This is a genomic window from Streptomyces sp. NBC_01426 (assembly GCF_036231985.1).
Taxonomy (GTDB): domain Bacteria; phylum Actinomycetota; class Actinomycetes; order Streptomycetales; family Streptomycetaceae; genus Streptomyces.
The window spans coordinates 682,703-695,547 of sequence record NZ_CP109500.1; the positions used below are offsets into that span (position 1 = coordinate 682,703).

General features: G+C 72.9%; 13 protein-coding genes. 3 read left to right on the plus strand and 10 right to left on the minus strand.

Annotated elements, in window-relative coordinates; genetic code table 11:
* The first annotated feature begins 332 nt into the window (after positions 1-332).
* Positions 333-1,820: a L,D-transpeptidase gene (locus OG906_RS03325; RefSeq protein WP_329439799.1), complete on the plus strand. Its 1,488-nt coding sequence runs from the start codon at positions 333-335 to the stop codon at positions 1,818-1,820.
* A 47-nt stretch (positions 1,821-1,867) separates the two neighbouring features.
* Here the strand turns inward: OG906_RS03325 and OG906_RS03330 are convergent, their stop codons facing one another.
* Together OG906_RS03330 and OG906_RS03335 are read right to left on the minus strand one after the other, a co-directional pair.
* Positions 1,868-2,185, minus strand: coding sequence for a UBP-type zinc finger domain-containing protein (locus OG906_RS03330; RefSeq protein WP_267826431.1), 318 nt, complete (start codon positions 2,183-2,185; stop codon positions 1,868-1,870).
* Positions 2,186-2,228: 43 nt separating this feature from the next.
* Positions 2,229-3,110 carry an oxygenase MpaB family protein gene (locus OG906_RS03335; protein ID WP_329439803.1) on the minus strand — a complete coding sequence of 294 codons (882 nt, stop codon included), beginning with the start codon at positions 3,108-3,110 and terminating at the stop codon, positions 2,229-2,231.
* A 235-nt stretch (positions 3,111-3,345) separates the two neighbouring features.
* Between OG906_RS03335 and OG906_RS03340 the strand changes: the two genes are divergently transcribed.
* The gene (locus tag OG906_RS03340; RefSeq protein WP_329439805.1) at positions 3,346-4,599 is read left to right on the plus strand and encodes an NAD(P)/FAD-dependent oxidoreductase; all 1,254 of its coding nucleotides are present in this window, start codon (positions 3,346-3,348) and stop codon (positions 4,597-4,599) included.
* Positions 4,600-4,710: 111 nt separating this feature from the next.
* On the opposite strand, the gene bla is transcribed toward OG906_RS03340, so the two are convergent.
* Entirely contained in the window at positions 4,711-5,646 is a 936-nt protein-coding gene (bla, locus tag OG906_RS03345) for a class A beta-lactamase (protein ID WP_329439807.1), read from the minus strand.
* Between the two features lie 270 nt (positions 5,647-5,916).
* Between bla and OG906_RS03350 the strand changes: the two genes are divergently transcribed.
* Complete coding sequence (locus tag OG906_RS03350) at positions 5,917-7,320, plus strand: amidohydrolase family protein (RefSeq protein WP_329439809.1); 1,404 nt, start codon at positions 5,917-5,919, stop codon at positions 7,318-7,320.
* 94 nt (positions 7,321-7,414) lie between these two features.
* Here OG906_RS03350 and OG906_RS03355 read toward each other — a convergent pair whose 3' ends face one another.
* The 7 genes from OG906_RS03355 to OG906_RS03385 form a co-directional block, all read right to left on the minus strand.
* Positions 7,415-7,747, minus strand: a complete 333-nt coding sequence (locus OG906_RS03355; RefSeq protein ID WP_267795826.1) for a TcmI family type II polyketide cyclase — start codon at positions 7,745-7,747, stop codon at positions 7,415-7,417.
* 20 nt (positions 7,748-7,767) lie between these two features.
* The gene (locus OG906_RS03360; protein WP_329439812.1) at positions 7,768-8,250 is read right to left on the minus strand and encodes an SRPBCC family protein; all 483 of its coding nucleotides are present in this window, start codon (positions 8,248-8,250) and stop codon (positions 7,768-7,770) included.
* Position 8,251: 1 nt separating this feature from the next.
* The gene (locus tag OG906_RS03365) at positions 8,252-8,506 is read right to left on the minus strand and encodes an acyl carrier protein (protein WP_267795828.1); all 255 of its coding nucleotides are present in this window, start codon (positions 8,504-8,506) and stop codon (positions 8,252-8,254) included.
* Between the two features lie 57 nt (positions 8,507-8,563).
* Complete coding sequence (locus OG906_RS03370; protein WP_329439816.1) at positions 8,564-9,814, minus strand: ketosynthase chain-length factor; 1,251 nt, start codon at positions 9,812-9,814, stop codon at positions 8,564-8,566.
* Positions 9,811-11,082 carry a beta-ketoacyl-[acyl-carrier-protein] synthase family protein gene (locus OG906_RS03375; RefSeq protein WP_267795830.1) on the minus strand — a complete coding sequence of 424 codons (1,272 nt, stop codon included), beginning with the start codon at positions 11,080-11,082 and terminating at the stop codon, positions 9,811-9,813. Before OG906_RS03375 ends, OG906_RS03370 begins: the two co-directional genes overlap by 4 nt.
* Positions 11,079-11,525, minus strand: coding sequence for a cupin domain-containing protein (locus OG906_RS03380; protein ID WP_267795831.1), 447 nt, complete (start codon positions 11,523-11,525; stop codon positions 11,079-11,081). Before OG906_RS03380 ends, OG906_RS03375 begins: the two co-directional genes overlap by 4 nt.
* 91 nt (positions 11,526-11,616) lie before the next feature.
* Entirely contained in the window at positions 11,617-12,717 is a 1,101-nt protein-coding gene (locus OG906_RS03385) for a SchA/CurD-like domain-containing protein (RefSeq protein ID WP_329439820.1), read from the minus strand.
* Positions 12,718-12,845: the final 128 nt, after the last annotated feature.

Genomic DNA, 12,845 nt, shown 5'->3' on the forward strand with positions numbered 1-12,845 from the left:
CAACCTCCCTGACCGGCAACGGCTCTGAGCCTACGAAAGATCTTGGCTGGAGACAGCCACGAGTAGGGCCACAGCCCCGGGTTCGGGAGGCGATTTCCGGCCATGTCCGGGCGTCACCCTCCGGCGGCCCCCACTCGGCCGGCGTTCCGCTTCGGACCGTTCCCGGGCGGCGCAACCCTGTACGGGCACGGGACGACGGGCGCCAGTCGGGCTGCTCCGCACGGGTTCACTTTTCACCCCGTTCGGCCCCACATGCCCGAGTCATGATCATCATCCTGCCTTGAAATCGTTCTGATGCTGCCATCCGGCCGTGGGTGAAATGGGAGGGCTGCATGACGACGTCATCGACACACCGTGCGCGAGGACGACGCCGGAACAAGGTGTGGAGCCTGGTCGGCGGTGCGGTGGTCGGAACCGCCCTCGTCGCCGCCGCGGCCCCCGCGCCCGTTCCCGCGCGTCCCGGCGCCGACGGACCGGACGCCTCCCTCGCCCTGTTGGTGGGCCGGATCCTCGACACCGGCGAGCGCGACGAGGGCGACGAGGACGGGGACGAGCGCTGCGGGGGCGAGGCGTTCCGGGCGGGCCTGTGCGGCGCGTTGCAGCGCCAGCGGGCCCTGGCCACGGCGCACGGGGCCGGGTCGGTCGTACGCGAGACGACGGCCTCGGGTACGGACGGCGGGGCGAAGGCCGTCTCGCTGCCCACGGACGCGGGCGGCCCGCTGGAGATCTCCCTCGCCGAACCGGGCCGGTTGACGCACGTGACCGTCCGGGACGGGCACGGCCGTCATGTCGGCGGCGCGCTGGGCGCGGTGGACCACCGCTGGACCAACACCGAGCCGCTGCGGGCCGGCGAGCACTACACCGTGCGCGTGGCGGCGCAGGACGCCGCCGGCATCCCGGTCGGGGTCACGATGGCGTTCCGCACGGCGCCGCCGCGCGAACACGACCGGCTGACCGTCGAGTTCGGCCCGCGCTCGGGGACGTACGGGGCGGGCCAGATCGTGACGGCCTCACTGAGCCACCCCGTCCCGGCCGCGGACCGGACGGCCAGGGCCCGCCTCGAAGGGGCGCTCCAGGTGACCTCGGAGCCCGCCGTCGAGGGCTCCTGGCACTGGGTCGACGACTCGACCCTGCACTACCGGCCGCGCGGTTACTGGCCCGCCCACACCGAGGTACGCGTGCACAGCGGTCTCGACGGCGTCGAGATCGGCGACCTGCACGGCGGCCCGTCGGAGCCCTCGCACCTCACCATCGGGGAACGCGTCGAGGCGGTGACCGACTCCGCCGCCCACCGGATGACGGTCCGCCGCAACGACCGGGTCCTGCGCTCGATCCCGGTCACCACCGGCAAGGCCGGGTTCCTGACCCGCAGTGGCGTCAAGGTGGTCCTCGGCAAGGAGGCCAAGGTGCGGATGCGTGGGGACACCGTCGGCATCAAGCGCGGCACGACCGAGTTCTACGACCTGCCGGTGCTGTACGCGACCCGGGTGACCTGGAGCGGCGAGTACGTGCACGCCGCCCCGTGGTCGGTGGAGGCGCAGGGCGAGGAGAACGTCAGCCACGGCTGCACGGGGATGAGCACCGCCGACGCCGCCTGGTTCTTCGACCTGGTACGGGAGGGGGACATCGTGGAGGTGGTGAACAGCGGCGGCGAGCGGATGACGCCGTTCGACAACGGCTTCGGCGACTGGAACCTCGACTGGTCGGCCTGGCAGGCCGGCAGCGCGCTGGCCGGCGCGACCGAACCCTCGCTGGGGCCGGCCGTGCCGCGGGCGTCGGCGGTGGGCCACACCCCGTCGCGGTTGCGCCCGCTCACCTGAGACGGAGGGGGCGGCGTGGCCGGTGACTTCGCGGCCGGCGTTGACGCTCAGGCCGGTTCGGGGAGCAGGAACAGCGAGTCCTGGTAGCACCAGGCCCAGGCCTCGCCCTTCTCGAACGAGCGCGCCAGCGCGTGGTCGGTGGTGTCGGCGTGCGCCCAGGCGTGCCGACCCGGGGAGCTGTCGCAGCAGCCGACGTGCCCGCAGATCAGGCATTTCCGCAGGTGGACCCATGTACCGCCGGCCGCGAGGCACTCCTCGCAGCCGCGTACGGGCGCGGGCGGCTCCTCGTCGGGGGCCTGGTCGAGATGTCCGCAGCTCACCTCTTCGACGCGCCCGGCGTCGGGGGCGACGATCCATCCGGTCATCGGTACTCCTCCGGTGTGAGGGTCCTGGGGGCAGGTCCGGTGGTCACCCCGGTGGTCCGGGCGGCGGCGGGGCCATCGCCCACCTGATGGAGCCGGTCAGGGCGTGTCCGGAGAGTCGTACGAGGCCACCGCTCACGCCGCCTCGCGCCCCGGACAGCCCCAGCAGTCCCGGTGCCCACGGCGGCAGCAGGGCGACCGCGTTCGCGGCGAGCACGGCATAGGGTCCGCGGGCCGCCCTGGGCAGGGGCGGGTGGCGCAGGACGAAGCGCGCCGCCTCCCGGGCCTGGGGCGTGGCGCGGAGGTCCGGTCGGTACGCCGCGAGCAGGCGGGCCAGCTCCGCCCTGTTTCGGGGCGGGTCCTGCACCCCGAGCGCGCGGGCCACCCGGGCGGTGTCCGCGAGGTACGCGTCGCAGCCGGCGGGGTCGAGGGGATGCGCGCCGAAGCGCTGGTGGGCGCGGAGGAAGCTGTCGACCTCCGCCGCGTGGACCCAGCCCAGCAGGTGCGGGTCCGCCGCGTGGTAGGCCTGACCGTCGGGCGTCCGGCCGCGGACCCGTTCGTGTACGGCCCGTACCCGGTCGACCGCCTGCTGCGCGTCCTCGGCGGTGCCGTAGGTGGTCACCGCGAGGAAGGTGCTGGTGCGTTGGAGCCGCCCCCACGGGTCGCCGCGGAATCCGGAGTGCGCCGCGACGGCGGCCATCGCCAGCGGGTGCAGCGATTGGAGCAGGAGGGCGCTGAGGCCGCCGACGAACATCGAGGCGTCCCCGTGCACGGTGCGGATGGGACGCTCGGGCCCGAACCAGCGGGGTCCGGGGGCGCCGTGGATGCGGGCGCGGTTCGCCCGGCCCTCGGGTCCGGCCACGCGGGCGAAGAGGCCGGCGCCGAGTCGCTCCCGTGGACCGCGTCTCGACGGCGCGGGCTGGTTCATGACGCCATCCTCCTCCGCGAACGCCGGCCCCACCAGGTGCGGGGCCGGTCGTGGGCCCTCACCTGGTCCTCGGCGGTGTCCCCGTGGCGGCGGGGCCGACCGACAGCGGACTCCCGTGACGGACCGGATCGAATGATCACCCGATTTCCGTAATCGACGCGTGGCGACGGTCCACCGCATCCGATCCGGTCCCGGCCGGCGAAACACTGGGTGAAGCCGCCACCAGGAGGTACCCGTGAGCAGTCGTGACCGGCAGGGCAATGTGATCGTCGTGGGGGCCGGGCTCGCCGGTCTCACCTGCGCGCTCGACCTGGCACGGGCGGGAGTACGGGTGCGCGTGCTGGAGGCGTCCGACGGAGTCGGCGGAAGGATGCGCAGCGACCTTCGGGACGGGTTCGTACTGGATCGCGGGTTCCAGGTGTTCAACACCGCCTACCCGCAGGTCAAGCGCCGTGTGAACCTGCGCGACCTGCGACTGCGCCCCTTCACCCCGGGAGTCCTGACCCACATGCCGGACGGCGGTCGGGTGCGGTTCGGGGACCCGACCAGGCGCCCGGGCGACGCGGCCGCGCTGCTGACCGGTCGACGCACCCCGCTCCGCGGACTGGCCGGACTCGGCGCGCTGACCGCGGTGGACACCTTGGCGCCCGTTCGGGCGCTGCGGCGGCTTCCGGAACGTACGACCCGGCGGGAACTGGCGCGTTGGGGGGTGGACGACGCCCTCGTCGACGCCTTCATGCGTCCGTTCCTCGCGGGCGTCTTCCTGGAGGACGAGCTGGAGACGTCGAGCCGGATGTTCCACCTGACCTGGCGCAGCATGATCCGGGGAACCCTCACCCTGCCCTCCAACGGGATCGGGGCGGTGCCCGAGCAGTTGGCGGGCGGCCTGCCCGAGGGCTCCCTGGAGCTGGAGGCGCGCGTTTCCGCCGTGTCCGGCGCCGGAGTGGTCCTCGCGGACGGGACCGCCCTGGAGGCCACCGGCGTCGTGGTCGCCACCGACACGGCGTGCGCGTCCGCGCTCGTACCGGCGCTGGGCGAGCCCGGCCCGACGCGCACGGTCACCACCTACTACCACGCGACCCCCATCTCGCCGCTGCGCGAACCGACCCTGCTGGTCGACAGCCGGCGGCGGTTCCTCAACACGTGCGTGCTGACGGAGGTGGTCCCCGGTTACTCCGTCGACGGCCGCACCCTGGTGTCGACCTCGGTGCTCGGGGACGACACCCCCGCGGGCCGATCGGCGCTGGTGTCCGTCCTGTCCGAGGTGTATGGGACGGACGCGACCCGGTGGCAGGCCGTGGCCGCCGTCACGGTGCCCGGCGCGCTGCCCGCGATGCCGCCGCCCTGGCCCCTCAGCCGGACCACGAGGGTCGAGGGCGGTGTGTACGTGTGCGGCGACCACCGCGCGACGGGTTCCGTACAGGGCGCCATGGCCTCGGGCACGCGCGCCGCACGCGAACTCCTGACCGATCGCGCCACCCGCACCTGAGCGCCGGGCACGCAGTGCTTCGCCCCGAGCCGGTCGGGGGCGACCGCGCCGCCGACCGGCTCGGCTTGGGGTCCGGCCGGTCGGGGGTGCGGGGGACGGGCGGGTCCGGGGTTACCTCGGGTGGCCGAGGGCGGACGCCGCCAGGGCGGCCGATTCGGCGACGAGCGGGTCGTCGGCCGGGGCATCGGGATCGTGTTTGGTCGTCAGCACCGCGAGGACGATCGGGGGACGGCCGGGCGGCCAGGCGATGCCCGCGTCGTTGTTGGTCGCGTACTGCCCGCCTCCCGTCTTGTCCGCGATCGTCCACTCCGGAGGAAGCCCGGCACGGAACCGCTTGGAGCTGGTCGTGTTGGCCAGCATCCAGCCGGTGAGCCGTTCCCGGTCGGGGGCGGTGAGCGCGCCGCCGAGGGTGAGGCGTGCGTAGGTGTGCGCGATGGCCCGGGGCGTGGTGGTGTCGGTGATCCGGTCGGGTTCGGCCGAGTTGAGTTCGGGCTCCCAGCGGTCGAGCCGGGTCGTCCCGTCCCCGAGGGAGCGGCAGAACCGGGTGACGGCGGTCGGCCCGCCGAGTTCGCGCAGCAGGAGGTTGCCGGCGGCGTTGTCGCTGAAGGCGATCGTCGCCGAACACAGTTCTTCGACGGTCATGCCGTGGGCGAGGTTCTCGGGCTTGGAGGTGATCGGCGTGTGTCCGGCCTCCTTGACGTCCTTCTCGGTGTAGTGGATGCGCTTGGCGAGGAACTCCCCGCGGCGGTCGAGGTCGCGCAGGACGGCTCCCGCGGCGAGCGTCTTGAACAGCGAGCACATCGGGAAGAGTTCGTCGGCCCGGTGGCTCACGGTCCGGCCGGTGGCGGTGTCGAGGGCGAACACGCCGACGCGGGCCGAGTGCTGTCGCTCCAGTTCCCCGAACCGGCGTGCCACGAGGTCGCCTTCCGGGTCCGAGGCGTACGCGGTCCCGCCCATCGGGAGGGCCGCGGTCAGTGCCGCCCCCGCCCCGAGCGCGAGGATCGCGCGTCGGCGCGAGCCCGAAGCCGTCGATGTGGTGGTGTTCAAGGGTCGTCCTTTCCCGTGGTGTCAGGGTGCTTTCCTCCAGACACGCACCATTGGGGCGAATGGTTCCCCTGGGGCTCGGGCGCCTGACGATCCTGACGGGCCTGGTGGTGCGGCACAACGGTGGCCCGCATCCCGGGTGTGGCGCACCCGGGTTCGGTGGGGCCCGGCTCGGTGGGGCCTGGTTCGGACGCGGGGGCGGTCACACGATGAGTGGGCCGGCTCGACCGAGACGGCCTCTCCTCCCCCTCCCCCCGATCGGACCGCTCCCCCATGTATCTGAACGACGCCACCCGCGCGGCCCTGCTCGACCGGTTGCGCGTGCCCGACGCGCGGCGCCGTGTCCTGCTCACCGGCGCGACCGTGGTGACGATGGATCCCCGTACCGGTGTCCTGCCCGTGGGCGACCTCCTGATCGAGGGGAAGGTGATCGCAGCCGTCGGCCGGGACCTCGCCGCTCGGGGCGCGGCCGTCGACGCCGTGGTCGTCGACGCGACCGGTTGCGTGCTGACTCCCGGCTTCGTGGACACCCACCGGCATGCCTGGCAGGGCCAGTTGCGCCGGGTGATGCCCGACGTGGACGACCTGGGAGCCTACGCACGGACCACCCTGGCGGGGTACGCGCCGGTCTACCGGCCGCACGACATGTACGTCGGCACCAGGCTGGCGGCGCTGTCGGCGCTGGACTGCGGGATCACGACGATGCTCGACTTCTCGCACAACTCCCGCAGCGCGGAGCACTCGGACAGCGCCGTGCGCGCGTTGATCGACACGGGCATCCGCGGGGTGCACGCGGCCATGGGTCCGCACTTCGGCGACTGGGACGAGCAGTGGCCGGCCGACCTGGGTCGGCTTCGCGACACGTACGGAAGCGACCTGCTGACCTTCCGGCTCGCCGCCCTGGCAACGGACGAGATCGCCGGGCTGTGGCTTGCCTACGGTCCGGAACTGGCGTGTACCGCACGGGAGGTGGGTGTGGGTGTGAGCGTGGACGCGGTGTTCGGCGCGGCCTCCTCGCGGGCCGTGTCGCGGTGGGAACGCGCCGGACTGCTGGGGCCGGAGGTCACGCTGATCCACGCGACGGGCCTGACCCCCGATGCCTGGCGGGCCATCGGTGCGAGCGGGACGACCGTGGCGCTGGCCCCGACCTCGGACGCGCAGATCGGCCTGGAGAGCGCCGTCCCCGCGGTCGACGAGGCGCTCGGGGCCGGTGTCCGGCCGGGCCTGAGCATCGACGTGGAGGTGGCGCTGGCCGGCGACATGTTCACGCAGATGCGGACCCTGCACGCGATCCAACGCATGCGCGCCGTGGCCGCGGTGTACGGCACGGACCGGGAGCCGTCGCGGATCGGCACGCTCGACGTGCTGGACTTCGCGACCCTCCAGGGCGCGCGGACCAACGGGCTGGCGGACGTGACCGGTTCGCTGACGGTGGGCAAGCAGGCGGACGTGTTGGTCATCCGCGGCGAGGACGTCAACAACATGCCGCTCAACGACGCGGTGGGGACCGTCGTACTGGGTGCGGACGCGCGCAACGTCGATGCCGTGTTCGTGGCGGGGCAGGTCCGCAAGTGGGACGGCCGGCTCCTCGACGTCGACCTGTCCGCGCTGCGGGAGGAGGCGCGGGCCTCGCGCGACCACGTCGTGGCGGCCGCCGACCGGGCGGGCCTCGGCTGATCGGCCGGGTGTGCGCACCGACGGCTCTGCCCCCTGGGAACGGGGCAGAGCCGTCGCGGTGTGGCGGGTGTGCGTGGCGTGGACGCCGGGCCGGCTACCGGCCGGCCGAGCGCTCCCAGCGGTAGAACTGCTGGGCCATGGCGTCCTTCGGGCTCCGCCAGGTCTGCGGGTCGTGGGGACTGATGAACACGGAGAGCCGGTCACTGAGGTCCCGGAACTCCGGGTGGTCGGTCACCTGGGCGATCGCCGGGGCCGGTGGCTTGTCGGACTCGATCAGGTGGAGGTACACGTCCCCGAACTGGAAGAGACTGCGGCTCTTGACCCCGACCAGGTGGGGCAGTTCGCCCGCGTCCGACGCGGCGAACAGGCCGGCGATGTCGGGCGCGGAACCGGGGGCCATGCGGGCCACGATGAGAGCCTGGTGCATGGTGCTGTGCCTTTCGTCCGTCAGCGCTGACTGGTCACGGGCTCGCGGCTCTCCCGCTCCAGCTGTTCGATCTTGTCCCGGATGAGGGCCATCTGGGTGCGGGAGTTGCGGTTGATGTTGTCGGTCATCCAGGCGTCGTCGACCGGCGCGTCGGGCTTCATCGCGAAGTCCTGGACCCAGCGCATCCGGGTGCCGCCGCCGGATACCGGGTGGTACTCCCAGTGGATGTTCATGTGGGCGAACGGGCCGGTCTCGACCCGGCGCGCCTTGACCGTGAGGCCCTCGCGGTCGACGGTCCGCTCCGACACCCAGCTCCACACCACGCCGTTCTCGTCGGGGTGCATGGCCAGCCGGAACTTCGTGGTGTCCCCGACGCGGTCGAGGATCTCGATCGAGGCGTACTCGCTGAAGAGCTGCGGCCAGTTCTGGAGGTCGTTGGTCACCTCCCACACGACGTCGACGGGTGCGTTGACGGTGATCTCGTTGTCGGTGTGGCCGGGCATGTCAGGCTCCTGTCATGAGGCTGTTGTTGACGAGGTCGAGGAACTCGCGCGGGCTCGCGCAGCGGTCGGCGTCGGTGGGCAGTGCCCGGCCGCGCCGGTTCTCCAGCTCACCGACGATGCCGAGCAGGCCCAGCGAGTCGAGGCCGTACTCGTCGAACCGGGATTCCGGGCGACTCGTCAGCTCGACGGGGTCGACGGTGATGCCGGCGCCCTTCATCAGGGAAGCCAGCTCTTCCATCGTGAGGCGGTCGGACATGGTGCCTTCTCTCTTCCTACGAGGGCGGGTGGGCCGGCGGCGCCGGCGTGGCGCGCCCTACACGGCGGATTCCGGTCCTCTGCGGAGGACGAGGGCCGAGTTCGAGCCCATCTGGCCCCGGCTGAGCACGAGCGCGGTCCGCATCCGTGCGGGGCGCGCGCTGCCGGTGACCACATCGAGGTCGTGGCAGACCTCGAAGACGTTCGGCGTCGGGGGGACGACGCCGTGTTCCAGTGCCATCACGGCCGCGGCCACGTCGAGGGTGCCGGCGGCGCAGTAGGCCCGCCCGGTCCCGGTCTTGGGCGCCGTGACGGGCACCCGGCTCGCGCGACTCCCGAGGGCGTCGGTGATGGCCCACGCCTCGGCCGTGTCGGCGGCGGGGATCCCGAGGGCATCGGCGAAGACCACGTCGATCTCCTCGGGGGCGCAGTCCGCCTCGCGGAGGGCGCCGCGGATGGCGCGGGACAGGCCCTCGCCCGACTCCTCCCAGCGGTGCGGTCCGGTGAAGGTCGCGCAGTGGCCCGCCACGACGGCGCGGACGGTCGCACCGCGCCGTTCGGCGGACTCGGCGTCCTCGACGACGAACATCGCGCCGCCTTCGGCGGGTACGAAGCCCGACGCCTTCGCGGTGAAGGGGCGGTAGGCCCGCTCGGGGTCGTCGTCGGTGCTCAGACCCTCGTAGCCCAGCTGGCAGACGACCGAGTAGGGGGCGAGCGGTGCCTCCGTCGCGCCGACCAGCATCGCCCGGCTGCCCTGCCGGATGGCCCGGGCGGCGTGGGCGAAGGCGTCCAGCCCGCCGGCCTCGTCCCCGCAGACCACCCCGCACGGGCCCTTGAGCCCGCGTCGGATGGAGATCTGTCCGGTACTGGCGGCGTAGAACCAGGCGATCGACTGGTACGGGCCGACGTAGCGGGGGCCCTGCCCCCACAGCCGTTGCAGTTCGCGCTGCCCGAACTCGCCGCCGCCCGAGCCGGCCGCCGTGACGACCCCGACCGAGAAGGCGTCGTCGGCGTAGTCGGCCTGCGCGAGCCGCGCGTCCTCCAGGGCGAGGTCGGCGGCGCCGAGCGCGTAGTGGCTGAACCGGTCGGTCTGTACGAGGAAGCGGTCCTCGACCAGGGTGCCGGGGTCGAAGCCCCGCACCTCCCCCGCGATGCGCAGCGGGAGGTGCTCGCAGCCCTGTCGGCTGACGCGGTCCAGGACGCTGTCGCCGGCCTGGGTCGCCTTCCAGAAGGCTTCTATCCCGATCCCGTTGGGCGCGACCACCCCGATGCCGGTGATGACCGAGGCTCCCTCGGAGCGACTGTTCACGCGCGCACCTCCTTCGGCTGGGTCATGACGACGGCGGACTGGAATCCGCCGAATCCGCTGCCGACGGAGAGCACGCTGCGCAGGGTGTGGCTGCGGGCCGTCTTCGGCACGTAGTCCAGGTCGCACTCCGGGTCGGGGGTCTCGTAGTTCGCCGTCGGCGGCACCACGTGATGGGTCATCGCGAGGACGCAGGCGGCGAGTTCGATGGCGCCGATGGCACCGAGCGAGTGGCCGACCATCGACTTGATGGAGGTCATCGGCGTCCGGTAGGCGTGGTCGCCGAGCACCCGCTTGACGGCCGCGGTCTCGTGCCGGTCGTTCTGCTTGGTCCCGGAGCCGTGCGCGTTGACGTAGTCGATCTCCGCGGCGTTGACCCGGGCCTGCCCGAGGGCGGTCTCTATGGACCGGGCCATCTCCAGCCCCTCGGTGGTGAGGCCGGTCATGTGGTGGGCGTTGCCGAAGGTGGCGTACCCGCCGATCTCGCAGTGGACGGTCGCGCCGCGAGCGCGGGCGTGCTCCAGCTCCTCCAGGACGAGGACCGCTCCGCCCTCGCCGAGGACGAACCCGTCGCGGTCGGCGTCGAACGGCCTGGACGCGTGGGCGGGGTCGTCGTTGTTCGGCGAGGTCGCCTTGATGGCGTCGAAGCAGGCCACGGTGATCGGGGAGACGGGAGAGTCCGAGGCGCCGGCGATGCACACGTCCATCCGGCCCTCCTGGATGGCGTGGACCGCGTACCCGATCGCGTCGAGGCCCGAGGTGCAGCCCGTCGAGACGGTCTGTACGGGTCCGCGGGCGCCCGTCTGTTCCGCGACGGCGGAAGCCAGCGTCGCGGGGGTGAACGCCCGGTGCAGGAAGGGCGAGGAGAGCCGGTGGTCGACGTCCCACCAGGCGCCCTTGTCGCTGACGGCGACGTAGTCGTGCTCCAGGCGGGTGGTTCCGCCGACGGCGGTGCCCAGGGAGACTCCCGTGCGCCAGGCCTCGTCGGAGTCGAGGTGGAGGCCGGCGTCGGCCACCGCCTCGCGCGCGGCGACCAGGGCGAACTGGATGTACCGGTCGTGTCGCTCCGCCTCGCCGGGGGTGAACCCGTGGTCGGCGGGGTCGAAGTCGACCTCCGCGGCTATCCGGGAGCGGAACCCGGTCGGGTCGAAGAGGGTGATGCCCCGTGTCGCGGTGCGCCCGTTGGAGAGCAGGTCCCAGAAGGCGCGGGTGCCGATGCCACCGGGGGCGACGACGCCGACCCCGGTCACGGCCACCCGTCGGCGGGTCATGCGACGACCTCCGAGTGCTCGGGTGGCCGCTGGTCCCACGCGGACTCGTGCGGGTGCGGGGCCTCTTCGGTGTCGACGTGGCCGAGTTCCGGCCGGGGGGCGAGCGGGCCCAGGTGGAAGACCATGCGGGCCTCGGTGTCGCCGACGTTGCGGAAACGGTGGCGGACGTTCAGCGGCACCAGCAGCCCCTGGTCGACGCGCAGCGGGTGGGCCTCCCCGTCGAGGTCGACCTCCAGGTTGCCGGCGACCACGTACACGAACTCCTCGGAGTACGGGTGGTAGTGCTCGGCGATCGACTCGCCCGGGGCCATGACGGCCAGACCCATGAACCCGCTGGTCGAGCCGACCGAGGTCGGGGTGAGCACCGCTCTCAGGTCGCCTCCGCGCCTGCGGTTGGGCTGGGTCTCGCTGAGGTCGACGATGCGTGGGCGATGTGTGCTCATGACTGACTTCCTCCAGGCGTGCGGGTTGCCTCGACAGGGGCGCGGGGCGGGGTGGTGGTGGCCCGGGCGGGCCGCGGATACCGGGCGGTCCTCAGGACCGTTCGGGTGCCCGGCGGTCGGTGACCGGGGTCATGGGGTGGGGAGCTGCCGGGCCGTCGGCCCCGGACGGCGCCGCGAGCAGCCGTTCGAGGGTCGCCTCGGCGCGCGGTCCTTCGATCTCGAAGGCGGCGGCGAGTTCGGCGCCCGCGGGGAGCGACACGTCGAGGAGGCGCACGACGATGTCGTCGCGCTGGAAGATGCTGCTGCTGCGGACCGGGCCGTCGGGCCGCGCCGCGGCCCGCTCGTCCTGCTGGGACAGGAACTCGGCGAGCTCGGCGCCGCGGCCTTCCCGTGCCGGGTAGAACAGCGCGTGCCGGGTCACGGGGGCGTCGTCGGCGCCGTGCTCGGCCACGTGGTGGACGGCCGGGAGCGCCGCCTTCATGAAGAACAGGCGGGCGGACTCGGGGTCGGCCAGGTCGCGGTCCTGTTCGAGGTAGGGGTTGATGGCCTGCTCGACGGCGCGGACCTCCGGCTGCTCGGACACGTGGCGCAGGGCCGCGGTGAGGTCGCCTTCGACCTCGACGGCCCGGACCACCCGGTTGCCGTGCATGAAGAGGGAGGTGCGGCACAGGCGGGTGTGCGCGTCGACCTCGGCCGCCGGGGAGTCGTAGGAGGACAGGAGGTCGGCGACGGCCTTCTCGCTGCCCGGCTTGACCGTGAAGGTCAGGGCGTGGCGGACGATCCCGGCGCCGAGGCGGGGCGTGGGCTGGAGCCGTACGGAGGGCGTCAGCTCGGGCCGGTCGTAGCGCTTGCCGGTCTCGCGCAGCACGGTGAACTTCAGCGGTCGCATGCTGCGGGCGCAGGCGCCGAGCGGCTTGACCTGTTCGGCGTGGTGCTCGCTGTTGACCCAGGCGAGGTACTGGGGCGCACTCTCCCACTCACTGGTGATGAGCCATTGGGAGGGGTTCTCGAACGACTGGCACAGCTGGTCGCCGAGGTGCCCCGGAACCGAGGCGATGTCGTGGCGGAGCTGCTCGTAGGCGTCGAAGAATTGCTGCTGGACGCCTTCGTGCAGGTCCATCAGCAGGACGACCCGGAGCATGGATCCGTCGAAAGCCGATTGGGACACCCTCTCGGACAGGGCGGTTGTCATCTGCTCACTCCTTCGTGAGGGTCTCGGTCGTGGGACGTGGTCGCCGGGGACGTGTTCCCGGGGTGTGCCGCGTCCGCTGCGCCGGTCGGAACGGTCCGGGCCGCTTCCCTCTTTGCCAGGGTGGACGA